Genomic DNA, 21593 nt, shown 5'->3' with positions numbered 1-21593 from the left:
AAATATTAATCGTTTATTCGAATGCCTGTAGGTTCAATCTGAATCAATCGTTGTTTGTACAGTCCGCCCAGGGCCATCTTGAAAGTACGCTTGCTGACACCAAATGCTTTTTTGATTTCGGCGGGATCCGTTCTATCGTTCAAAGGCAGGTAGCCTCCTGCCGCCTGTAATTGATCAAGGATCTTCTGGCCGAGATCGCCCACGACCTCCCGATTAAATCCTGGCTTTGTGATACTGAGGTCAACTTTTCCGTCTGGGCGAATACGTTTGATAAAGCCGTCCAGTTTGTCACCTATTCTCACTGGGCTGGTCAGTTCTTTGTCAAACAGAAGCCCCTGATGTTGGCCGTTGATGATCGCCATATAACCCAGATCTGTTCTGTCATGAATCAGCAAGGATACGGATTCGCCCTGGCGATATTTTCCTGGTGTCTCATCAATAAAGCGGTGCAATCTGGAGGAGGCGACAATTCTTCGGCTTTGTTCGTCCTGATATAGATAGACGACGTAGTTTCCGCCTTCACGCATTCTGACTTTTTGTTCCTTGAAAGGTACCAAAAGGTCTTTGCCCAGGTTCCAGTCCAGAAAAGCGCCTACAGGATTGACTTCTTTGACTTTCAGGAATGCAAATTCACCGACAGAAGCCAGAGGTGTTTCTGTTGTCGCGATCAGATGATCATCAGAGTCCAAATAGACGAACACATCCAGTTCATTCCCGATTTCGCAGTCTTCAGGTACATGCCTTTTGGGTAGCAAAATCTCATCAAACTGTTTGCCTTCCATGAATACGCCGAAGCCTGCTTTATCGACGACTTTCAGACGATTTTTCTGGCCAACTTTAACGTACTTTTCAGGCATAACGGCTCCTTTGAGCGAAAGAATAAGAGTCTGACAGAAAGTCGAGCATAAAGTTCAGTAGATCGATCACTGTTCTTTAATGGTTTTAGACGGGGATGTCTATTTCTGGTCAGGCTCCTGAGGTCAAATATCAGAGGGAGCGGGAGTATATAACACCCTGTTTGGCAATACCCAGAAATTCATCTTTTAATTCGAGCTTTTTTATGAAGTGATTGTCAGCCGGGAAACCTTTGGAAGCCCCCGTGAAGAGGGCTGTTGTACTAAAGGGTATACGTGCAGGCTTGTCAGAGCTTCTTTTCCCAAAACAGAGCTTGCCCGTGACTGTCATCCAGTTCATAGCCTGAAAAACCAAATTTCCGATAGGCAGCCTGTGCCGTAGGGTTGCCTTCCAGTACTTCCAGAGTGACTTTACAGCAGTTTTTTTCTGTGGCGACTTGCTCAACTTTTTCCAGTAGTTTTGTGCACAGGCTCTGGCCCCGAAACGACTCTTTGACAACCATGTCATGAATATTGATCAAAGGTTTGCAGGCAAAAGTAGAAAAGCCTTCGATACAATTCGCGAGGGCCGCTGGTTGGTCATCAACCAGACAAAGCACTGAAAAAGCAAAAGGTCGTTTGGCTAATTCCTGAATCAGATGCTCTCTGGAATAGCTGTTTAACGGCTCTCCCCCACCCATGGGATCTCTGGCGTAGTGGTCAAGCAATTCGATAATGGCCTGACCGTGGTCAGGATTAGTATAATCGGCGACAAGTATTTCTAGCATAAAGATGACTTTGGTCGTATATGTTTTCAGGAGGTCGAGTGGGTCATTTTTGCATGACTGATTTTGTATAGACAGCAGCCTGGCCAGTTTCTTGACCAGGCTTTGAGTAGGTGAATTAGAATGCCAGTTGGGTCCTGAAGGTGACTAAATTGATTTTTTCGTCGCCTTTTTTGCCGTCTTCTATATCCCCGTGAATGTAGTTCAGGGTAAAGCGCAGGTTGAGGTTGTAATAATAGCTCAGACCGAGTGTGTAATTCGTCATTTTGCCTCTTTTGATGGTGGACTCCTCAAGGTCAGTCCAGGAACTTCGGGCTGCCAGCTCCCAGCGCTGGTTGACATTAGAGGGCTTGCTAAACACGCCTTTCGCCGGGTTGTAGGTAATGTAAGTTTCACCATCGAGGAAATAGCTGGCCTGAAGATAGGCGCTTTGGAAATAATAAGTGTCGGAGAGGTTCTCATCTCTCAGGCGGGTGACCAGGTATTCACCTCGCAGGGCAATGGGACCATTGACGTAACCACTTTCCAGTCCGCCGACCTGTTTACTTTCTGCCTTGATTTTACCCGTACGAACCAGTTTCGGGATATCTTCATTCTTGGCTTCCGGGTGGACTCCCAGGCTGACTGTACGACGGTCGTCATTAAAATCTACCCATTGCAGTGAAGCACCCAGATGAAGGGTCTCTGCAGGTTCCTGAACAGGTGCCCAGGTCAGGCGGGTGCTGGTTCTAATGGGTTGCTTGCTGTAACTGACTTCATCATTGATATTGGCTTTTTGAATGGCTGCAGTAAAGGTGCCTTCTCCTACCTGAGGTTGCCACATGATGCCAACAGATCGTTGAGGGGCCAGCGTAGTCAGCATTGAGGGCTCATTGAATGTCCAGAAACGTGAACTGTGCTGGTTTTCCAGGCCTATGGGCGATTTAAATTGTCCCAGGGTCAGTTTCCAGGGGTTGAACTGAAGCCAGGCATCTTTGTGGGAGATGCTGTTGAAGTCATAATTGTATTTGAAGTTCCAGTTTGTTCCGTAACTGCCTGAGATAAACACTCTTTGATCACGCCAGTCATTTCCATTGGCCGGGATCACGGTTCGATCACCCCTGGCGCTATACCAGTCATATTGCAACAAGGCTCCCAGTGTTAATTTAAAATCTCCATGTTGAAACTGAATGCCTTTCTCACCATAGCTGAAGTGACTGCTGTCTTGAGCCTCATTATTGGCAGAAGCTACCCCGATGAGAAAACAACTGATGAAAAGTGAAGAGCAGAGTGGGTTAAATATTCGACCTGAAAACGGAATAGCCGTGGCTGGGGTCGAAGAGCGGCTCGATGAAGGTTTTGTTTTCATTGTTCAATCCAGTCCTGTCTAGTGTTGGTTGTTGAATTCGCGGGCAATCATTGCCGCAAGTTGGGTGTTGTGTCTGAGAATGGATAAGTTGGCCTTCAGCAGTTGCTCGCCATGATGCTGATACAAGTGCTGAATGAGAAAAGGGGTCAGTGCTTTGCCATGGATGCCCTGTTTCTTTGCGTGGAAAACAGCGTCATCGATTTTTGGGGAAATCTCTTCCCAGGGCAGGGCTTCTTCTTTGGGCAGTGGGTTGCAGATCAGCAGGCCGCCGCTATCGGGTAAGGAGAGCTGGTATTCGATCAGTCGGGCTGCCTGCTCTGGAGAATTCACTTTGAAATCTACTTGAAGGTCGGATCCACGGCTGTAGAAGGTGGGTAGAATATCTGTTTTATAGCCCGCTACGGGAACGCCATGAGTTTCGAGAAATTCCAGTGTTTTTGGTAGATCGAGAATCGCTTTGGGGCCGGCGCAAATTACGGCCACAGGTGTTCGTCCCAGCTCAATCAGGTCAGCGGAAATGTCCAGTGTTTGTTCGCCATGTTTGTGAACGCCTCCGATTCCGCCAGTAGCCATGATTTGTATGCCCGCCATGGCAGCTATCATCATGGTGGCTGAAACAGTCGTTCCTCCTGATGATTCTTGGCAGATTAAGCCCGCTAAATCTCTGCGACTTGCTTTGTGGGTTGTGACCTCTGGAGATGCCAGACATTCCAGCTCATGTTTTGATAATCCTGCTTTCAGGCGTCCGTTGATAATGGCCGTTGTTGCAGGTTGTACGCCCTCATCCAACAATATTTTTTCAAGTTGAAGGGCTATGTCCAGGTTTTCGGGGAATGGCAGTCCGTTGGAAATTACGCTGGACTCAAGTGCTACAACAGGAATACCAGAGGTCAGAGCCGTGTTAACATCCGGATGGATATCAAGAAAGTTGTTCACCATACAGGCTCCTAGTGAATTGAGCGAAAGGAACACCGCAGTTTTCCTGACAGCATTAATGCACGGGTTCTGGTTAAAATGACTTGGCATTCCGGTTCCGGTCTTGCCAATCCAGTGCTTCAAGTGAATCACAGTTTAGACGGAGATATTGATGGCCTCGCTGTACTTCTATTTTTCTTCCATGGACTCGGGAAAGAGTACATACCTGCTGCAGGCTGCACATAATTACCAGTCAGCTGGAAAGCGGGTGCTTTTGCTGACCCCTGCCATTGATGATCGTTTTGGTAAAGGAAAAATCACCTCAAGGATTGGTTTGCATAAGGACGCTCTGGTTCTCAGTAAGGAAGATAATCTGCTTGAGCAAATTGCCCGTGAGCATAAAGAACAAAGACTGTCCTGTGTCATGATCGATGAAGCTCAGTTTTTGACGGAAGATCAGGTCTGGCAGTTAAGCGACGTGGTGGACGATCTGGGTTTGCCGGTACTTTGTTTTGGTCTCCGCACTGATGCTTTTGGTCAGGCTTTTCCGGCCAGCGGTGTGCTTCTGGCTCTGGCAGATGAACTTTGTGAACTGAAAAGTATCTGTAAGAAATGTGAAAAAAAAGCCAGCATGCAAGTGCGACTGGATGCTGATGGTAAGGTGGTTAACAGTGGTAGTCAGGTGCAGATTGGTGGGAATGACAGCTATCTTTCTGTCTGTCGCAAGCATTACAAGGAGCTGTTTGGTCGATAAAAGTCTACTGTCGTAATGATGAAGAGGCATCTATGGGTATAAATGACAGTGGATTCAACACATAGCAAACGGTTATATTTATATCCTCTTCCGATATAAGCGATGTTTTAGTGTTGTTATGGATCTGAGCCTGTACCAGCTGATAATAGCTATGCTTGTTGTTTTCGTGGGTGCTTTGATCCAGGGCATGATTGGCTTTGGGATGGCGGTGGTGGCTGCCCCTGTTCTCTATATCATCGCTCCGTCCTTGGTGCCTGGAACCTTGATCTGCATGGCTATGTTTCTGGCTATGCTCACGGTTAGAAAATACCGGGGTTCTATTAAACTCGCAGAAATGAAGTACGCTGTGGCCGGCAGAGTTCCAGGGTCGCTACTGGGAGCCTATCTTCTAGCGGTGGCCTCCAGAGAGCACATGAGTATGTTTATGGGAGGAGCGGTTTTACTGGCCGTATTTGCCAGTCTGTTTTCGGTGAAGATTCAGGCGACAAAGTCCAGTTTGTTTATTGCTGGGGTCGTGTCCGGGATTACTGGGACAACATCATCTATTGGCGGGCCTCCTGTTGCTCTGGTTATGCAGAACGAATCAGGCGATAGAATTCGGGCCAGTATGTCCATCTACTTTGTCTTTAGCAGCATCATCTCCCTATCATTCCTATTCGCTGGCGGTATGGTCGGCTGGCAAGACTTTAAATATGCTCTGGTGCTGGTTCCTCCCGTGTTGCTGGGCAGTAAAATGGCCTCTCGTGTTTCCCATCGAATCGATCAAAGAATAATTCGACACGCCTTGTTGGTTCTTTGCAGTATTGCCGGTGTCAGTGCTATTGCTTCTGGTGTTCGGTAGCGCTTCATATTCAGCGCGATCAACTAAAAAGAATTTATTTTTCCTGCTTTGGTTACTGAGGTATTCATCCTGTTTAAGTCGTGTGCTGGATGTTACGTTTCAGTTAGTTATTAGTCACATAGAGCCTGCGAAAACTCCCAATGCCTTTGGTTAAGCAATTCTATTACCATGTTAACCATTAACTTATTAATTAATTACTTGTTGCTAAAGGGGGGAAGCCCATGAGCGCTCATGATGACCAGAAGGTCACGCTCGGAAGCTATGTGGCACTGGCTTTTGCAGTAGTCTTTTTCTCAGGCCTGCTGAAATCGACGGAATGGTATGGTGTCTTTGATTTCACCACGCTGAATGGAGCCTTCGGGAAGTTACTGAACGGAGTTACGACAGGAGCCGGTGGTGTTGTTGAAAGCACAGCAACAACTTACCGTGGTACCGGCGGCAGTGGTGCTCTCGATGGTTTTCTATTTGCTTTGGGTCTGGTGCCTACATGTATGTTTGCCCTGGGTATGATCAATGTATTGGAGCATTATGGTGCTCTCAGGGCGGCCCGAAAGCTGCTTACCCCTTTGCTTCGTCCACTGATGGGTGTTCCCGGTACGGTGGGTCTGGCCTTGATCGGTAGCCTTCAGTCTACGGATGTAGGTGCAGGTATGACCAAGGATCTTTCTGATAATGACGAATTGACGGACAAAGAAAAGAACACTTTCACTGCCTTCCAATTCTCCGGTGGCGCACTGATTGTTAACTTCTTTAGCTCTGGTGCCATTCTATTCACGCTGACTGATGCTGCGGGTCAATCTGTACCGGGTTCCATTGGTCTTGCGGTGGCCATCATGTTTATTTTCAAGGTAGTGGGCGCCAATATCATGCGTTTTTACCTTAACTTTGCCAGCAAGAAAACAGAAACCGAGACCCGTCTGGAGGCCCGCAATGTCTAAGGCAGCTGCAACCGAACAGAAAAAGATGATTACGGATATCTTTGTTGAGGGGGCTCGAAAAGGTTGGGCTATTGGCACCAGCAGCACGATCCCTAATGTGATGATGGCTTTTATCATCATTAAGGCGCTGACGATTACCGGTGCTCTGGATATGCTGTCTTCTGTGTTTGGGCCGGTCATGGGTGTGGTGGGTCTTCCGGGTGAGGGCGCAGCTGTACTGATGAGTGCCATCATGTCTATGGGCGGTGCGGTCGGTGTGACTGTGGGCTTGCTCTCTGAAGGGCTTTTGCAGGCGCGTGATATTGCAATTCTGGCACCTGCTATCTATCTGATGGGTTCAACGATTCAATATGCAGGCCGTATTCTGGGTGTGATTGGTACCGAAGCTCGTTATTACCCTGTACTGTTTGGTATTTGTATCCTGAACGCTTTCATGGCTATGTTTGTGATGAACATTCTGGTCTGAAGGAATCAGTGTCCGGAACTTCTGCTCGTAACAGAAGTTCCGGACGAAGATGGCTTATAATATCGACCCTGGAGAGTACGGGCCACGTCTTCACTATCTTTAATGGTTACCATTCCCCATCGTTCTCTGAATTCTGGAATATCATTCTTAACTCTCTTTTTCTACGCCTCTTTTTCTACGCCTCTTTTTCTACGCCTCTTTTTCTACGCCTCTTTTTCTACGCCTCTGTTTTCTTTAATGCCTAAACTGTTCATCTCATGATCAAGGTTGTCATCATTCCTGGATCGATCCGCCTTAATGCTATCTCCAATACTCTTTAAGGTCTTGCAAGGTAAGGCGAATCTCAAGGGAGGCGGTATGCTTTGAGATAAAGTAAATGGGCTACAAGGCGTTTCAACCTATCTTGTTCTGTAATCTCAAGCCATGTCTCGTGCTACATGGACTGTCCATGAATGAGTGTGTTGACTTGTTGGGCTGGCTCAGGTAGTGTTTCGCTAATGCGCTGATTTGTCTTGGCTTGCGGGCGCTATAGAAATACCGCTAAAAGAAGGGTTTATGAACGAATTCATGAAAAACCACTCTGTTTAGCGCAGAGTGGTTTTTTTTTTGTCTGCGAAAAATAGGCCGCCCTGAAGAGGGGTTGCTCTCATAAAGCCCACCCAGATAGATGGATTGATAAAACTGACTGAGTATAACTCAGGCAGCATGCCCTGATTTTATCGGGATCAGGCAGGAGTAACGATGATAGAACTGAAAAACCTTACCAAGGTGTTCCAGGCGGGTGAAAAAGAGGTTAAAGCTCTTGATAGCATTAATCTCAGTGTGCCTGAAGGATCGATATACGGTGTGATTGGCTCCAGTGGCGCCGGTAAGAGTACCCTCATTCGTTGTGTAAACTTGCTCGAACGTCCCAGTTCTGGGGGTGTGGTGGTTGATGGACAAGATCTTACCCGGCTATCTGAAAAAGGGCTGCGTCAGGCTCGACGCAACATCGGTATGATATTCCAGCATTTCAACCTGCTATCGAGTCGGACGGTTTATCAAAATATTGCTTTACCGTTAGAGCTGGCAGGTGCCACTCAGCAAGAAATAGAAACGGCCGTTGCTCCCTTGCTGGAGTTGACTGGGTTGAAAGACAAGCGTGACAGTTATCCTTCCCAGCTGTCGGGGGGGCAGAAACAGAGAGTGGCCATTGCCCGTGCTTTGGCCAGTAAGCCAAAGGTTTTGTTGTGTGATGAAGCGACTTCTGCGTTAGACCCTCAAACAACCCGGTCCATTCTGGCGCTTCTCAAGGATATCAATCGTGAGCTGAAGATTACTGTGTTGATCATTACTCATGAAATGGACGTTGTTAAAACTATTTGTGATCGTGTTGCCATACTCAGTCATGGTCAACTGATTGAAGAGAATGATGTTGAATCATTCTTTTTGAACCCCCAGACCGATCTCGCCAGAGAATTCGTGCGCAGTGCTATCCACGAAAAGCCGGTTGCAGAGGTAGAGAGTCGTTTTCAGTCGGAACCTGTAAAAGGTTCAAGGCCGGTTGTACGGATTACTTTTGTAGGGCAGCGGGTCGTTGAGCCATTGATTACTCAGGCGGCAAAACAGTTTGGTACTGATTTCGTCATTCTGCAGGCTGATATTGAAACCGTTCATAGCAAGTCCATGGGCTTTCTGATGGTGGAAATTATGGGGAATGAAAAGGATGTAGAGGCATCCATGAATTTTCTGAAGGAAAATGTGCAGGTGGAGGTAGTAGGCTATGTCAGTTGATTCCTGGCTGCTCCTGGTTAAGGCGCTTTGGGAAACTGTCTATATGACAGCAGTGTCCGGAGGTCTCAGTTTTCTATTGGGCATTCCTTTGGGTGTGCTGTTGTACATCACCAAGCCTGGCCGTATTAAAGAGAATGCCGTTTTGAATTCGGTGTTGGGTGCCGTCGTTAACGCTACTCGATCTGTGCCGTTTATTATACTGCTGGTAGCGATTATACCGTTGACTCGTTTGCTGGTGGGTACTTCCATTGGTACAACCGCAGCAATCGTACCTTTGACTCTGGCGGCTATCCCTTTTGTTGCCCGTATTGCGGAAGGCGCTATCAATGAAGTGCCTTCAGGTCTTGTGGAGGCCGCTCAATCCATGGGGGCTACCCCTTTGCAGATTGTCAGTCGAGTGTTGTTGCCTGAGGCACGTCCCGGACTGATTAACGGCATGACGATTACTCTGGTGACTCTGGTCAGCTATTCGGCGATGGCAGGAGCCATAGGCGGTGGTGGTCTGGGTGATCTGGGTATTCGTTACGGCTATCAGCGTTTTGATGGTGTCATCATGCTGGCTACGGTAGTGATCCTGATTGTTCTGGTGCAGCTAATACAGAGTATTGGTGATCGTTTGCAAAATTATTACGACAGAACTCGCTGATTATATTGTTGAATGGGACAAGCTGTATCTGTTGCTTGTCCCCAAAGAACTGGCTGGCTGGAGAAGTGAAGTATGTTTTCTATAGATAAATTTAAAACGCTTGCAGGTGCAGCGCTGGTGGTGGCCACTGTACTGCTAACAGGTTGTGGCTCTGATAATGCCTCTGATGGTCCCTTAAAAGTAGGTGTTATGGCAGGGCCGGAAGCGGATGTCATGAAAGTGGCTGCTGACATTGCCAAGAAGGATCATGGGGTTGATGTTGAGCTGGTTGAGTTTTCCGACTATGTTTCTCCCAATGTTGCACTGGCGGATAGCTCTATCGACGCTAATGCGTTCCAGCACAAGCCTTATCTGGAAAGTATGATTCGGGATCGTGGCTTCAAGCTGGCTGCTGTGGGAAATACCTTCGTGTACCCGATTGGCGCTTATTCCAAGAAGATAAAGGATATCAGCGAGCTGAGAGACGGAGCTAAAGTTGCCATTCCTAATGATCCGAGTAATGAAGGTCGTACGTTGATCCTGCTGGCGAATAAAGGTTTTATCAAGCTGAAGGATATTAACAACCTGGAAGCTACGCCGGCTGATATTATTGAAAACCCTAAGAAACTGAATTTTATCGAGCTGGATGCTGCGCAACTGCCTCGTTCTTTGGATGATGTTGATCTGGCTTTCATTAATTCAACCTACTCCGTTCCAGCGAATCTGCTGCCTGAACGCGATGCATTACTGGTTGAGGATAAGGATTCTCCTTATGTCAATCTGATCGTGGCTCGTGAGGATAATAAAAATGACCCTCGCATCCAGGCTCTGGTTGAGTCCTATCACACTCCTGCTGTAGAAGAAAAAGCCAAGGAGTTGTTCAAGGGCAGTGCGGTACCTGGCTGGAAGTGATTCCAGGCCGATTAAAGAGCTCGCTGACCCTGGCGGGCTTTTTTTGTTTCGGTAAAACGTTATTTTGTTGGTTTTTCGGGTTATTACGCTGCGGAGTCACGAAAGTTTTCAGGGCATCTATTCCGCAGGGTGTAAAGTTTGCTAAGATAACCCGTTATTTTCTTGTATCGGCTCGTTAAGTCAGTGTTGCTCATCCGAATTATGGAATCGAATGAGTGGTCTGGCTCGGTCGGGAGCACATTTCCTTTACATGAGGCGGGGGTACTTCATGGCTGTAGTTGCCAAAAAGTCATCCATGATTTTTTTCTCGGATCCATCTGACCACTACTGTCACAGGGTTCGCATTGTTCTGGCCGAAAAAGGGGTTGCGGTAGATATTCAGGATGTAAGTCCTGAAAATTTGCCTCAGGAACTGTCTGATCTCAACCCGTACAATAGTCTTCCGACTCTGGTTGATCGTGAACTGGTGCTTTATGAGCCCAGTGTCATGATGGAGTATCTGGATGAGCGTTTTCCTCATCCTCCGCTGCTGCCTGTTTATCCGGTCAGCCGTGCTCAGAGTCGTCTGATGATGCATCGAATCCAGAAAGACTGGTGCAGCCTGGTGGATACCATTATGGATCCAAAAACCAAAGAGACACCTGCGGCCCGTGCTCGTAAAGAGCTGCGTGAAAGCCTGTTGTCTGTTGCACCTATTTTTGCTGAAAAGCCATTCTTCATGAGTGAAGAATTTACCTTGGTTGATTGCTGTGTTGCTCCGATCTTGTGGAGACTTCCAGCCATGGGTATAGAGCTGCCTAAGCAAGGGCAGGCAATCCTGGATTATGCTGAACGTTTGTTTGAGCGTGAATCTTTCAAGGAAAGCCTGTCTGAAATCGAAAAAGAGATGCGTGACACTCTTTGATTTGAGACTTGCCCTGACTTCATCTCAAGCAGTTGAGTGTCGGGGCGAACGATCTGGCTAATAAGCCATAAGCTAAGGCAGCCTTGAGCAGTGATAGTTTCTTAGCGGATGAGAAGCCCTTTATATTTTCCCCGGAATAACCTTCAGTGATTGAACCACTTTCACAAGGTAGAGAAATAGCTGAAGGGCTTCTTCTATAGTGGTTATTGATGGTTGAAAAGGATGAGTTGGCTTTTTGCCAGGCAACCATCGGAAGTTAGCCTGGATGGAGACAGATTATGACGATGACCAGCAGTCGCCCATACATTGCCAGAGCTTTGTATGACTGGATTCTTGAAAATGACTGCACCCCTTACATTTTAGTGGACGCTGCCCGAAAAGGGGTAGAAGTGCCAAGAGAATATGTTAAGGATGGCCAGATAGTACTCAATGTTTCCCCTGCAGCCGTTCGTGCTATGCATATGGGAAATGATGTGATTACTTTCGACGGGCGCTTTGGTGGTGAAGCATTGACGATAATGGTGCCAGTAGAAGCGTTGATGGCTATTTATGCTCGTGAGAACGGTCAGGGCATGGTGTTTGAGGTTGAGCCATTTTCAGAGATTGAAGAAGAAGTATCTCCGCACTTTGAGCTGGAAGCTGTCTCAGATCCTGAGCCGCAGGAAGCTTCTGTTGCTGCTAAAGAAGAAGAGTCAGATAAGCCTCCTCGCAAGCCTGGAAGGCCTCACCTGAAAGTCGTTAAGTAGGTTTAGATTGATCTTAAGATCGATTTTGCCTTCTAAAAAAAACCGCCACTCTGGCGGTTTTTTTATTCTGATCTGTTTGTTTATCCAGTCAGCCTGTTACCGGTTTTTTCTTTAACGTATCTTGGTTGTGGCTTGGCCTATTTGTCCTTCGATTGAGTAGGGCTGGCTTCGCTTGCGTTGAGTGTTATGGTTATCATCTCCTGTTGTTTGCTGGGGAAGTCACTGCATCGCCATAGCAGGTGTAATGATTTTATTTGATCTTTAATCAGAAAAGTTAACAGAGGTCTTAATGAACCTGACAATTATCAGTGGAAGTCACCGGAAAGATTCTCAGAGTACACGTATCAGTCATGTGCTGAAGGAGCGTGCTGTAACTTTGGGTCTTTTTACTCAGGTTGATATCCTTGATTTGGCTGAAAACCCTCTGCCGCTTTGGGATGACTCGATCTGGTCGGGTAATGAGGAGTGGAAGGCTCTTCTTGCGCCCTGGAGAGCTGCATTGAATGCCAGTGATGCCATTATTGTGGTAGCTCCAGAGTGGAATGGTATGGTTCCTTCGGGTTTGAAAAACTTTTTCCTTGTATTTGGTGCTGCGCAGCTAGGCCACAAACCTGGCCTTATTACTGCGGTATCTGCAGGGCAGGGGGGTTCATATCCTGTTGTAGAGTTACGCACCAGCAGTTATAAGAATTGTCGTCTCTGCTACATCCCGGACCATCTCATTGTCCGTAATGTTGCTTCAGTCATGACAGGTGAAGATGCCGAAGCAGATCAGCATATGCAGGATCGTATGGACTATAGTCTTGCTGTTCTGAAAGAGTATGCAATTGGACTCAAAGGGGTCCGGGAAAGTGGTGTCATTGATCATAAGACTTTCCGAAACGGTATGTAGTCCAGTCTTCTGGGGGGTGCCGGGTGTGCACTCTCCTGACAGTTTATCTTCGTGGTTATACTCTCTGTATTTACATCTGCTTCCATGCTTTCTGGGGAAAATAACGGTTTTTGTTTGCAGAGCCGGAATCCTTTTCTAAGCTGTGGTGATGGTTGTATAGGAGTGTTTTATGAAGCGCATTAATCTGATTCTTGCTTTGGCTGTCACTGTTCTTCTGATCGGGTGTTCCAGTCCTCATATTATTACCCTCAAAGATGGTCGTTCTATTACGACGAAAGATACCCCGCATATGAACAATGATGGTTTTTATGAATACGAAACTCTGGATGGTTTTGACGCCAGTGTGAATGGCGAAGAAGTACTCGAGATTCATGAAAAATAATATCAATGGCTGATCCTGTCAGGGTATATGCAGTGACTCTGTTGCAGGAAAGTGGAGTGAAGCAGGTTTATGGTGAGCATGGTGTATCGGTTGTTGAGTCCCCTGGTATCTCGATGGCAGGGGGTCATGCTCTTGTCTTTATCTTTGCTGCTTTCGGCCTGTGTGGATCAATATAAGCAGGAAGCTGCGCTTGAGCAGGTCAGTGTTGATCTGGCCAGGCAGGCTGAGGACTCAGGTTATGGCTTGATTACCACAGATGAGTTGTCAGAAATGATCGATTCCAAAGAGCCTTTCCTGTTGGTGGATGTCAGGAAGGCTGAAGATTATGGAAAAGGGCATCTTCCGGGTGCTGTTAATTTTACCTTTCCAAAAACGGTGATCATGAGTGATAGCTGGGATGAGTCACTGATGGGTGGTCTCAAAGAGGAAGACTTTGTTCGACTATTAGATGATAAGGGAAGGGTTCTGGTATTCACCTGCAGAAGAACAAGTTGCCTTCGTGGTCATAATGCCGCTATGTGGGCTGTGCGTTTGGGTTATCACAATGTTTTTCGCCATCCCGGCGGTGTAGAGGCGTGGAAAGGGAAAGGTTTTACGCTAGAGAAATAAGGTTGGCCGACTCAGTCGGCCCCTTCATGCTTTAGTGCCCAGTGGATAAAGTTTGAAATCAATATCTTGCCGTTTTTACCAGATACTTCTGGGTGAAATTGCACGCCCAGCATGGGGCGATCATTGATCATGATGACTTCAACCTCATAAAACTCGGACCGTGCCAACACGGTTGTGTTATCTCCTGCTTTTATTCCTTCGCAATGATCTTCCTTGAAAACAGGATCTACCGGAAGATTTTCAAAGAGCTTATGGCTTTCCAGAATGATTATGCTGTCCTGATCTCTTCTTTCCTGATCCCTGTAAACTGCGCCTCCGTACGTCAGGGCAATAGCCTGGTGCCCAAGACAGATTCCGAGTGTTGGGGGGAGTGGTTGTTGTAAAAACTGGAATTGTTGCATCAACTCATTTTTTATTGCCGGACTGTCAGTAAAGAGGTGTGGGCCGCCAGAAATAATGACTGCCGATGCAGAGCGAAAGGGAAATAAATTCGCTTCTTTCAAGGGGATAATTTTGGAAGGGGTGTTCAGACTTGAGAGAATACTTTTTATATCGGGCGTTTTGTTGCTGCCGCAATCAATAATGATGACTGGGGCGATTTTATTTTGATCCATCATAAGCTCTGTAAATCAGAATGAACTTTTATTTAAGCAATGATGCGTTAAAAAAGCAGCTCTCTTTTTCAGGTAACTGTTTCGACTGTCGGAAAACCCGACTCTGCAAAATATGAAGAATAAAACCAGAAAGGCTGTTCTTGGAAAGGTGGGAGGAAAGCGGAGCTTTCCTCCGGAATGAGGATTACATTTCGTTTGTGAAGGTGCGGGTGATCACGTCGCGCTGTTGTTCGGGGGTCAGGGAGTTGAAGCGAACAGCATAGCCGGATACACGGATAGTTAGAGATGGGTATTTCTCAGGGTCCGCTGCGGCTTCTTCCAGTTTTTCTCGGGACAAAACATTAACGTTAAGGTGTTGGCCACCTTCACGTATGGTTTTTTCTTCAACATTCAGTTCGATGTCGCGGCTTTCGAATGTTCCCAGCTTTTCAATAGGGAGCACGGTGTCGTTTTCGAGTTCGTCGCCTTTGGCGCAAATGAGGCGGGCTTCGCTTGTAGCTTCATCAATCAGCCAGATGGAGTTAACGAGAGTGTCATTTTCACTGGAGGTGATTTGGATGCCTTTCATAGTGCTTCTTAACCCTTGATTCTGATTTCGATAGTACAGGATATGGAAAAATTAATTTACATCATATCAATCCAGGTCGGGCATATAAGTAAGTATTGTTACTTAACTTATTAAGTGAGTTGGCTTGGGTTGAGGAACAGGGAGAGCTGGCACAAACTGGTGTTTGCGCCAGTTGGAAGTGATGGGTTTATTGAGTGTACTCGAAAACTTTTACAATTTTCTGAACGCCGCCAGTGTTTCTGACGATATCAACCGCAACCTGTGCTTGTCTGGGGGTGGAAAGTCCCATCAGGTAAACAGTGCCTTTTTCGGTGTTGATCTTTATGCGGTCAGCGGAAAGCTCTTCGCTTTTGATCAGGTTGGCTTTTACCTTGGTGGTTAGCCAGGAATCATTGCTCTGTTCAAGCAGGCTGGCGTTGCTGCCTATAGTGAGTTCGTTATAAACCTTGTGAACTTCGTCGACATTTCTGGCAGTCTCTTCAGCAATGTTCTTCAGTTCGGCACTTGAGACTTGTCCAACTAATAAAACAGTGCCATTAAAGCTGACTATTTTAACCCGGCTGTCTTTAAAGCGTTCGTCGGCTTTGTTGATGTTGACGGCTGCGACGGTTTCAATAGTCTGGTCGTCTATCCAGTTACCCCATGAGCGTTCCGTAGGGTCCATGCTGATGGGGTCTTCATTAACGCTGTCTACAATGGTTGCACAGCCACCCAGCAGAAATAGCGAGCTGGTTAAAATCAGGGCGAATAAACGCTTCACCTTTTTATCTCCTGGTCGGTGATGAGTTGAATAGAATCTGTTTTTCCAGTGAACTTTTTTCGATACCGAGAATGATTAGAGTCTATTTCCTTGGCTCATGAACGGTTACTCACCTGAAAACAGAAATTCGTCTATCAGATCACATAAGCAATGAATGACCAATGTATGAACTTCCTGAATTCGAGGGGAGCTATTGTCCGGAACCCGTATTTCAATATCTTCGGGGTGGAGTAGTCTGGCCATGTCGCCCCCCGTTTTTCCGGTCAGCGCGATCACCTGAATGTCCCGGTCATGAGCCGCCTGTATGGCCTGTACGATATTGGGGCAATTGCCGGATGTTGAGATGGCCAGCAGAATATCGCCTTGCTGCCCCAGTGCACGAATCTGTTTTGAGAAGACTTCATGAAAGCTGGTGTCGTTAGCAATGGAGCTTAATGTGAGGCTGTCTGCGCAAAGAGACATGGCTGGCAGAGCTGGTCGCTCCCGTTCGTAACGGTTCAGTAATTCAGAAACAAAGTGCTGGGCATCGCCTGCTGCTCCCCCATTTCCACAGGCGAGAATCTTTCCTTCGTTCAGAAGGGATTGCACCATAATTTCGGAAGCCTGGGCGATCAAGGGGGGCAAGCAGTCTGCCGCGCGAATCTTGGCATCAATGCTGTCTGAAAAATGTTGTGTGATGCGCTCATGCATGTCTCAAAATCCCGAATGGTTCGCCGCCATATCTTTCGCTATAGGCATTTTCTATCGATATAGGCATTTTCTTTCGCTATGGGCATTATGGAAATCGTGAAAGCCGTTTGAATATAAAGGGGGTGGTAATAGAACCGTTAGTTTACCGTGAATTTTTTTTCATTACCCCTTTTTATTATCTTCATCCGTTGAATATGAGTGGAACAGGGATAATTCACTCGTTTGTATCTGTCCACCGTTGTTTAGTGCAATCAGGCTTTATATCTCACTGTGTTCACATTGAGCCTGTCGAAGTGCATTGTCAGCATTCTTCGATAAGTCTCAGGATGAATGAAGCCAGTATGAGCCGTAACGTTTCAGTTGCAATGACTGGAAGGTGACTTAAAAAATACCCTGTAGCCATTCTATAAGCTTTTCGGGGTTTGCGTCATGATGTGTGGATGAATTTTTAATCAGCAGGGCGTCAAAGCGGCATAGCCTGTGCTGATGTTTACGGTGGCAAGCAAGAAAGTGGTGAGCGGCTTTTCTGATTTTATTCTGTTTACTGATAGTTATGGATTCTGCAGCTGAGCCCAGCTGTGATTGAGATCTGAAACGAACTTCCACAAAAACCAGAGTTTCCTTGTCGAGCATGACCAGATCAATCTCACCTGCTTTACAGGCGTAGTTTCTCTGGATCAACTTCATGCCCCGGGCGCTGAGGTATTTCAGTGCCCGGTTTTCTGCTGATGCGCCCTGGTTATTGTGAAGCTTTAACTGCCAGAACATCAGCTTTTTCTTGTACCGGGATAGGAAGGGGTCTTAGTCGGCCATTGCGGAAGACCTGCCAGGAAAGCTCTCTTTCAACATGGTGAGTGCTATTGATGCTGAGTAAGCCTGTCAGCCCTTCCAGTCGGCTGCCGGGCAGGCTGGCCAGTTGCTGAAGGCGAGGATAAAGCTTAAAGGCGTCGGCGCCCATAGCGTACAGACTGCCATACTGGCCTCTGGAACTGCTCCATGTGGCTCGAATGTTGGACTCAAGGCTGCCTTTCTGATCAGGAAGATACCAGGCCATCACCGGTACTCTGAGGCTGTCCAGGTCCTGGTCTCTGCTGGGGGTGACTCTTCCTGAATATGCACTGGATGTGGCATAAACCGGAAGTTTTCCGGCAAACTGATAAGAAAGAGCGGGTTTGAGCTGACGGGCTTCCTTGGGGTTGGAAGGCATGTAGATCATGTCGACATCGTGCCTTCTGCGAGGTTCAAAGCCCAGTTTTTTTCTAAGAATTCTGTTGAGTTCCTTGGCGCGCTTCTGACTCTCGTCCACCTGTAAGGCCTGGCCAGCCAGCTGGCTGAATTCGGTTGTGTTATTGAACTCAGAGATTCCGGCGACTTCTCCGCCAAGATTTGTCCATTCGGCCACAAAGCTGTTGGTGGCTCTGTCTCCCCATGAGCTTTCCGGGCGCAGTATCAGTACACGGCGATGTCCGTCCAGTATTCCGCGTCGGGCTACTGTTCTGGCCTCGTCTTCAGTGGATAGACCATACTCGAAAAAGCTGTCTTTTTGAGTGATATGGCTGCCATTGTCTTCCAGGGTGTTTAATGCAAGAACGGTTACGCCTTCAGGTGTGTTTTCTTTTAGCAGGCTTACATTAATTTTGTCCAGTGGGCCTATGATCAGTTCGGTGCCTTTGGTTTTGGCTTCATTGGCCAGCTCGACAACATTTTTACCGTGAGTGTCCACAATGGTTACTTCTGGTGTGCTCTCTTCGGAGTCAGATAGGTTCTCGTAGTAAGCTGCCAGGAAGCCGTCCCGGATGGCTCTGCCGGCTGATGCTAATGGGCCGCTGACAGGAAGCAGCAGGGTGATTTTGTCTGGCTTTTGGGTACTGACTACCTGAAGAGCGCTGATATCTTTTGGTAAATAGGTAATGGCCGGGTGGTTCTGCCATCGGGTTCGCCAATTGCTCAAGTCAGATAACTGTTGGTCCAGTGATTTTCCCGGGCGGTAGACAAGGGCCAGTTCGAGCCAGCCTTTCATGGCTTCGTTGCTGGTCTGGTTGCCCAGGGTAATCAGGCGCTCTTCAGGGGCGTTGAGCAGAGTTTCCCAAAAGGCGTCCCTGTTTTTGGGATGTTGGTCGAGCTCGCTGATATTGGATAGCATGCTCCATTCATCCAGAGCGGCTACATACTCTCTGTAACGATTGTATGCCTGAGCCTTGAGTGTATGGCTTTTATCCAGAAGTCGGGTGTTGCTGCTATTGATGACAGAGGCTCGATCCAGCCAGAAAAATATTTCCCAGTTCTGCCCTGTTAATTCAGCAATGCGGGCTCGGGTAACGGCCATTTCAGCCTTTAGAGTGTCTGGAAGCTCTTCGTAATTCAGGCTGTCGAGAATAGTTTGAGCTCTGACCATCTGGGAGTCGACCAGCTGATCTGAGGCCTGGATTTTCAGTCTGGCGCTTTCAGGAAACTGACTTCGTTTGGCTCGCTCCAGTAGCTGGTCAGCACCTTCGGGTGCGAACTCAATGGCTGGTAGAGGTTGTTCAGCTATTTTGCTGGGCTGTGATGAGCACCCTGCTAGCACTGCGCTAATCAGCAGGGTGGTTATCAGAGTGCGTTTGGAAAGGTTCTGGCTCATAAAATCGGAGTCAATGCCCGGACTGTTTTTGATGACAGCATTCTACCCCAACACGCAGTGTGCGTCAGCTTGATGAATCAGAGTTAAAGGTTCTGTTTATTATGGATTCTGTCAAGCAGCCTTTTAAAAGAGTAAACTCATCGCTAATTGGTTCTAACTCCCTCGATTGTGAATAGTCTTCATGGTCACTTGAATGGCTGGCAGAATATGTCTGAAAGTACTCTTTTTGTTGTTTCAACCCCCATTGGTAATCTCGAGGATATGACGCCGAGAGCTATTGAGGTGTTGAAGCAGGTTTCAGTGATTGCGGCGGAAGATACCAGGCACAGTCGGAAACTGCTCAATCACTTTGGTATTGAAACCCCCATGATCCCCTGTCATGAGCATAACGAAAGACATCAGGCCGAGGTGCTGCTGGCACGATTGCAGCAAGGGGACTCCGTGGCGCTGATCAGTGATGCTGGAACACCATTGATTTCCGATCCTGGTTTTGTATTGGTGCGCACAGTTAGAGAGCAGGGAGTTAAGGTGGTGCCGGTGCCTGGTGCCTGTGCTTTGGTGGCCGCTTTATCGGTCAGTGGCTTGCCAACTGACCGCTTTTACTTTGAAGGCTTTCTGCCTGCCAAGTCGTCTGGCAGGAAAAAAAAGCTCGAATCCCTTGGTGTTATGACTAATACGTGGGCCGTGTATGAGTCTACACACCGTATTCTTGATAGCCTTGCCGATTTTCGTGAAGTGCTGGGAGCGGATCGTTATATTGTTTTGGCCAGAGAAATGACCAAGACTTTTGAGACAGTTATTGCGGGTACCGTCGAAGAGGTGGAAAAGATTCTTCAGGAAGATTCGAATCAGTGTCGTGGTGAGTTTGTGGTGCTGGTTGAAGGGGCTGCAGTGCAGGAGGAAGAAACGGTTGATCCAGATACAGCGAAACTATTGAAGCGATTGTTACAAGAGTTGCCAGCTAAAAAAGCGGCAGCAGTGATTGCAGATGTTTCCGGGTATCGGAAAAAGCAGCTTTATGATTTGTCGCTCACGATGAAGTGAGTATTCTGTATTCAGGCTCCGTTGTGGAGCCTGCATTTTCAGTTTTTTATTCTCGGTAGTTATTGTTGCTGCCTTAGTTAACTTCAAAAGTTTGATGGGGGCTAGGAGGCTGACCGAGAATAGGTCAACGAGAGCGGCAATGAGCTTTTATAATTCAAACATGGGCAAAAAATAACCGCCTTTATGCAGGATTTTTCCCATTTTGGCAGATTTACACCTTTTCCTGGCCTTTATGCCGCTTTTTTAACCTTTTCCAAATCTTCAAGGCGGACTGATCCCGTTGAGACCGCCTTCACAAATTTTTTGAAATTATGAGCTGTGCATACCAATGAGAACTCGGCCTCAACTTTCTCCTTCCCTCGCAGGTTGAAGCCCCTGAATCCAGAGTTCTTTATCTGACCAAACGGCGGCTCTGCTATCACCTTGCGACGCTCATAGATGCTTTTCGCCTCGGTTGTCTCCATTTTTTTAGTCATGGCCTGACGTGCAACTTCAAATTTGTCTGTACGAATGACACGCCCCGCACTTTTCTTCGAACCGCTACATCTGAAGCGATAAGGGCACTTCTTGCATACATCCTTATTTGCTCTGTAACTCTTTCTCTTGGCTTTACTGGCAGGGTCGGTAACCATCTGTTCGCCCGCCGGACAGATAAACACATCTGATTCTATCTCGTATGTAAAATCTGCTTTGACAAATTTTCGATCGCTGTCTTCAAGGTCATCCGTAGCCGGCTTTTCTTCTCTGTCGGTAGCGATATAACTGTCTATTCCGTGCTCATCCACAGCATGCAGGTTTGGCCCTGAAAAGTAACCATTATCCATGCTCCACATACCTACAACTGCATCATCAATGGCTTCTGTCAGCGCCTGAAGCGCAGGTTCAACTTCCTGCACATCGTTGGCGTGCTGACTGATATGCTGGCCAACAATGATCTGGTGATCGGCATCAACATTAATCTGAGCGTTGTAGCTGTAATCACAGTAACCTTTCTTGGTCATCATCCGGGCATCATGATCTGCAAAACTAATCTGCTTTTTGTCGTCTATTGGTTCGTCCGGGTTCAGGGCTTTCTCTCGTTCTTCGAGGGCTTTTTTGGCTACCCTGATTTTCTTTAACCGCTCTTCTTTGAACTGGAGGTCTTCAGGGATGCTGTAACCACTGGCTTCTTTGTAGGTGTCATTTTCCTCCTGGTCGCATTGACTGGCTTTCTCGATCAGGTCATCAATTTCTGCACTGAGTTCTGCTTCTTTGAGCTTGAGTCGCCCGTAACTCATGGCCTTGTGCTTTGAGCTGTTGGCTTTGAACTTTGAACCGTCCAGACTGATATGCCCGAGCGATGCCAGTTCCAGCTCCATTGCCAGCTTGACGGATTGTTTGAAGCAGTCATGGAAGAAGGACAGGTTATCTTTACGAAAGTCACCCAGGACTCTGAAGTTCGGGCAATTCATTTGCGAGATGTACATAAACGCCAGATCTTGCCGACAGCGACGTTCAATCTCACGGGAGCTGAAAACGCCATGGCTATAGGCGTAGATCAGGATGGCGACAATGAGCTTCGGGGGATAAGCGTG

24 protein-coding genes are annotated in these 21593 nt (G+C 47.3%); 13 read left to right on the top strand and 11 right to left on the bottom strand.

Annotated elements, in window-relative coordinates; genetic code table 11:
- Positions 1 to 5: 5 nt before the first annotated feature.
- The 4 genes from GZ78_RS00125 to GZ78_RS00110 form a co-directional block, all read right to left on the bottom strand.
- Complete coding sequence (locus GZ78_RS00125) at positions 6 to 857, bottom strand: CvfB family protein (RefSeq protein WP_034831781.1); 852 nt, start codon at positions 855 to 857, stop codon at positions 6 to 8.
- Positions 858 to 1141: 284 nt separating this feature from the next.
- Positions 1142 to 1621: a GNAT family N-acetyltransferase gene (locus tag GZ78_RS00120; RefSeq protein ID WP_034831779.1), complete on the bottom strand. Its 480-nt coding sequence runs from the start codon at positions 1619 to 1621 to the stop codon at positions 1142 to 1144.
- Positions 1622 to 1736: 115 nt separating this feature from the next.
- Positions 1737 to 2966 carry an OprO/OprP family phosphate-selective porin gene (locus GZ78_RS00115; protein ID WP_034831778.1) on the bottom strand — a complete coding sequence of 410 codons (1230 nt, stop codon included), beginning with the start codon at positions 2964 to 2966 and terminating at the stop codon, positions 1737 to 1739.
- Positions 2967 to 2984: 18 nt separating this feature from the next.
- Positions 2985 to 3905, bottom strand: a complete 921-nt coding sequence (locus tag GZ78_RS00110; protein ID WP_034831776.1) for a pseudouridine-5'-phosphate glycosidase — start codon at positions 3903 to 3905, stop codon at positions 2985 to 2987.
- 148 nt (positions 3906 to 4053) lie between these two features.
- Here GZ78_RS00110 and GZ78_RS00105 point away from each other — a divergent pair, with 148 nt between their 5' ends.
- The 12 genes from GZ78_RS00105 to GZ78_RS00045 all read left to right on the top strand — a co-directional run bounded on the left by GZ78_RS00105 (position 4054) and on the right by GZ78_RS00045 (position 13723).
- Entirely contained in the window at positions 4054 to 4635 is a 582-nt protein-coding gene (locus tag GZ78_RS00105; RefSeq protein WP_034831775.1) for a thymidine kinase, read from the top strand.
- 151 nt (positions 4636 to 4786) lie between these two features.
- Positions 4787 to 5476: a sulfite exporter TauE/SafE family protein gene (locus GZ78_RS00100; protein ID WP_161787268.1), complete on the top strand. Its 690-nt coding sequence runs from the start codon at positions 4787 to 4789 to the stop codon at positions 5474 to 5476.
- Between the two features lie 221 nt (positions 5477 to 5697).
- Positions 5698 to 6414, top strand: coding sequence for a nucleoside recognition domain-containing protein (locus GZ78_RS00095; protein WP_034831771.1), 717 nt, complete (start codon positions 5698 to 5700; stop codon positions 6412 to 6414).
- On the top strand, positions 6407 to 6880 hold the full coding sequence (locus tag GZ78_RS00090) for a YjiG family protein (protein ID WP_034831770.1): 474 nt from the start codon (positions 6407 to 6409) through the stop codon (positions 6878 to 6880). The genes GZ78_RS00095 and GZ78_RS00090 overlap by 8 nt, the downstream gene beginning before the upstream one ends.
- Positions 6881 to 7621: 741 nt before the next feature.
- A complete protein-coding gene (gene metN / locus GZ78_RS00085; protein ID WP_034831768.1) occupies positions 7622 to 8653 on the top strand; it encodes a methionine ABC transporter ATP-binding protein MetN in 1032 nt (343 codons plus the stop codon).
- Positions 8643 to 9299 carry a methionine ABC transporter permease gene (locus GZ78_RS00080; protein ID WP_034831767.1) on the top strand — a complete coding sequence of 219 codons (657 nt, stop codon included), beginning with the start codon at positions 8643 to 8645 and terminating at the stop codon, positions 9297 to 9299. Before metN ends, GZ78_RS00080 begins: the two co-directional genes overlap by 11 nt.
- Before the next feature lie 72 nt (positions 9300 to 9371).
- A complete protein-coding gene (locus GZ78_RS00075; RefSeq protein ID WP_034831765.1) occupies positions 9372 to 10190 on the top strand; it encodes a MetQ/NlpA family ABC transporter substrate-binding protein in 819 nt (272 codons plus the stop codon).
- A gap of 268 nt (positions 10191 to 10458) precedes the next feature.
- Complete coding sequence (locus GZ78_RS00070; RefSeq protein ID WP_034833875.1) at positions 10459 to 11094, top strand: glutathione S-transferase N-terminal domain-containing protein; 636 nt, start codon at positions 10459 to 10461, stop codon at positions 11092 to 11094.
- Between the two features lie 278 nt (positions 11095 to 11372).
- A complete protein-coding gene (locus GZ78_RS00060; protein ID WP_330217592.1) occupies positions 11373 to 11840 on the top strand; it encodes a ClpXP protease specificity-enhancing factor in 468 nt (155 codons plus the stop codon).
- Between the two features lie 289 nt (positions 11841 to 12129).
- The gene (locus GZ78_RS00055; protein ID WP_034831759.1) at positions 12130 to 12732 is read left to right on the top strand and encodes an NADPH-dependent FMN reductase; all 603 of its coding nucleotides are present in this window, start codon (positions 12130 to 12132) and stop codon (positions 12730 to 12732) included.
- Between the two features lie 169 nt (positions 12733 to 12901).
- Positions 12902 to 13114, top strand: coding sequence for a YgdI/YgdR family lipoprotein (locus tag GZ78_RS00050; RefSeq protein WP_034831758.1), 213 nt, complete (start codon positions 12902 to 12904; stop codon positions 13112 to 13114).
- A gap of 132 nt (positions 13115 to 13246) precedes the next feature.
- Positions 13247 to 13723 (top strand): rhodanese-like domain-containing protein, encoded by a 477-nt coding sequence (locus GZ78_RS00045; protein ID WP_236631443.1) that lies wholly within the window; start codon positions 13247 to 13249, stop codon positions 13721 to 13723.
- 11 nt (positions 13724 to 13734) lie between these two features.
- Here the strand turns inward: GZ78_RS00045 and GZ78_RS00040 are convergent, their stop codons facing one another.
- From GZ78_RS00040 to GZ78_RS00015, 6 genes are all read right to left on the bottom strand, one after another.
- Positions 13735 to 14340: a glutamine amidotransferase-related protein gene (locus tag GZ78_RS00040; RefSeq protein WP_081869609.1), complete on the bottom strand. Its 606-nt coding sequence runs from the start codon at positions 14338 to 14340 to the stop codon at positions 13735 to 13737.
- Positions 14341 to 14521: 181 nt separating this feature from the next.
- Positions 14522 to 14905 (bottom strand): autonomous glycyl radical cofactor GrcA, encoded by a 384-nt coding sequence (grcA, locus tag GZ78_RS00035; protein ID WP_034831755.1) that lies wholly within the window; start codon positions 14903 to 14905, stop codon positions 14522 to 14524.
- Positions 14906 to 15092: 187 nt separating this feature from the next.
- Positions 15093 to 15665: a BON domain-containing protein gene (locus tag GZ78_RS00030; RefSeq protein WP_034831753.1), complete on the bottom strand. Its 573-nt coding sequence runs from the start codon at positions 15663 to 15665 to the stop codon at positions 15093 to 15095.
- A gap of 105 nt (positions 15666 to 15770) precedes the next feature.
- Positions 15771 to 16355 carry a phosphoheptose isomerase gene (locus GZ78_RS00025; RefSeq protein WP_034831752.1) on the bottom strand — a complete coding sequence of 195 codons (585 nt, stop codon included), beginning with the start codon at positions 16353 to 16355 and terminating at the stop codon, positions 15771 to 15773.
- A gap of 381 nt (positions 16356 to 16736) precedes the next feature.
- Entirely contained in the window at positions 16737 to 17123 is a 387-nt protein-coding gene (locus tag GZ78_RS00020; protein ID WP_034831750.1) for a YraN family protein, read from the bottom strand.
- Positions 17095 to 18975, bottom strand: coding sequence for a penicillin-binding protein activator (locus GZ78_RS00015; protein WP_034831749.1), 1881 nt, complete (start codon positions 18973 to 18975; stop codon positions 17095 to 17097). The genes GZ78_RS00020 and GZ78_RS00015 overlap by 29 nt, the downstream gene beginning before the upstream one ends.
- 207 nt (positions 18976 to 19182) lie before the next feature.
- On the opposite strand from GZ78_RS00015, the gene rsmI reads away from it, so the two are divergent.
- Entirely contained in the window at positions 19183 to 20019 is an 837-nt protein-coding gene (gene rsmI, locus GZ78_RS00010) for a 16S rRNA (cytidine(1402)-2'-O)-methyltransferase (RefSeq protein WP_034831747.1), read from the top strand.
- A 230-nt stretch (positions 20020 to 20249) separates the two neighbouring features.
- Here rsmI and GZ78_RS00005 read toward each other — a convergent pair.
- A partial coding sequence (locus GZ78_RS00005) for an IS1182 family transposase (protein ID WP_034831746.1) occupies positions 20250 to 21593 on the bottom strand: 1344 nt, incomplete at its 5' end.

It is taken from the genome of Endozoicomonas numazuensis (assembly GCF_000722635.1).
Lineage (GTDB): Bacteria > Pseudomonadota > Gammaproteobacteria > Pseudomonadales > Endozoicomonadaceae > Endozoicomonas_A > Endozoicomonas_A numazuensis.
This window is presented reverse-complemented; position numbering and strand designations above follow the sequence as displayed.

Bases quoted from the DNA above. Each gene is read 5' to 3' on its own strand.
- GZ78_RS00095 (WP_034831771.1), top strand. From the start codon at position 5,698: ATGAGCGCTCATGATGACCAGAAGGTCACGCTCGGAAGCTATGTGGCA.
- GZ78_RS00125 (WP_034831781.1), bottom strand. From the start codon at position 857: ATGCCTGAAAAGTACGTTAAAGTTGGCCAGAAAAATCGTCTGAAAGTC.
- grcA (WP_034831755.1), bottom strand. From the start codon at position 14,905: ATGAAAGGCATCCAAATCACCTCCAGTGAAAATGACACTCTCGTTAAC.
- GZ78_RS00075 (WP_034831765.1), top strand. From the start codon at position 9,372: ATGTTTTCTATAGATAAATTTAAAACGCTTGCAGGTGCAGCGCTGGTG.
- GZ78_RS00115 (WP_034831778.1), bottom strand. From the start codon at position 2,966: ATGAAAACAAAACCTTCATCGAGCCGCTCTTCGACCCCAGCCACGGCT.
- GZ78_RS00090 (WP_034831770.1), top strand. From the start codon at position 6,407: ATGTCTAAGGCAGCTGCAACCGAACAGAAAAAGATGATTACGGATATC.
- rsmI (WP_034831747.1), top strand. From the start codon at position 19,183: ATGTCTGAAAGTACTCTTTTTGTTGTTTCAACCCCCATTGGTAATCTC.
- GZ78_RS00015 (WP_034831749.1), bottom strand. From the start codon at position 18,975: ATGAGCCAGAACCTTTCCAAACGCACTCTGATAACCACCCTGCTGATT.
- GZ78_RS00040 (WP_081869609.1), bottom strand. From the start codon at position 14,340: ATGATGGATCAAAATAAAATCGCCCCAGTCATCATTATTGATTGCGGC.
- GZ78_RS00060 (WP_330217592.1), top strand. From the start codon at position 11,373: ATGACGATGACCAGCAGTCGCCCATACATTGCCAGAGCTTTGTATGAC.
- GZ78_RS00105 (WP_034831775.1), top strand. From the start codon at position 4,054: ATGGCCTCGCTGTACTTCTATTTTTCTTCCATGGACTCGGGAAAGAGT.
- GZ78_RS00050 (WP_034831758.1), top strand. From the start codon at position 12,902: ATGAAGCGCATTAATCTGATTCTTGCTTTGGCTGTCACTGTTCTTCTG.
- GZ78_RS00120 (WP_034831779.1), bottom strand. From the start codon at position 1,621: ATGCTAGAAATACTTGTCGCCGATTATACTAATCCTGACCACGGTCAG.
- GZ78_RS00110 (WP_034831776.1), bottom strand. From the start codon at position 3,905: ATGGTGAACAACTTTCTTGATATCCATCCGGATGTTAACACGGCTCTG.
- GZ78_RS00070 (WP_034833875.1), top strand. From the start codon at position 10,459: ATGGCTGTAGTTGCCAAAAAGTCATCCATGATTTTTTTCTCGGATCCA.
- GZ78_RS00080 (WP_034831767.1), top strand. From the start codon at position 8,643: ATGTCAGTTGATTCCTGGCTGCTCCTGGTTAAGGCGCTTTGGGAAACT.
- GZ78_RS00025 (WP_034831752.1), bottom strand. From the start codon at position 16,355: ATGCATGAGCGCATCACACAACATTTTTCAGACAGCATTGATGCCAAG.
- metN (WP_034831768.1), top strand. From the start codon at position 7,622: ATGATAGAACTGAAAAACCTTACCAAGGTGTTCCAGGCGGGTGAAAAA.
- GZ78_RS00100 (WP_161787268.1), top strand. From the start codon at position 4,787: ATGCTTGTTGTTTTCGTGGGTGCTTTGATCCAGGGCATGATTGGCTTT.
- GZ78_RS00055 (WP_034831759.1), top strand. From the start codon at position 12,130: ATGAACCTGACAATTATCAGTGGAAGTCACCGGAAAGATTCTCAGAGT.
- GZ78_RS00020 (WP_034831750.1), bottom strand. From the start codon at position 17,123: ATGTTCTGGCAGTTAAAGCTTCACAATAACCAGGGCGCATCAGCAGAA.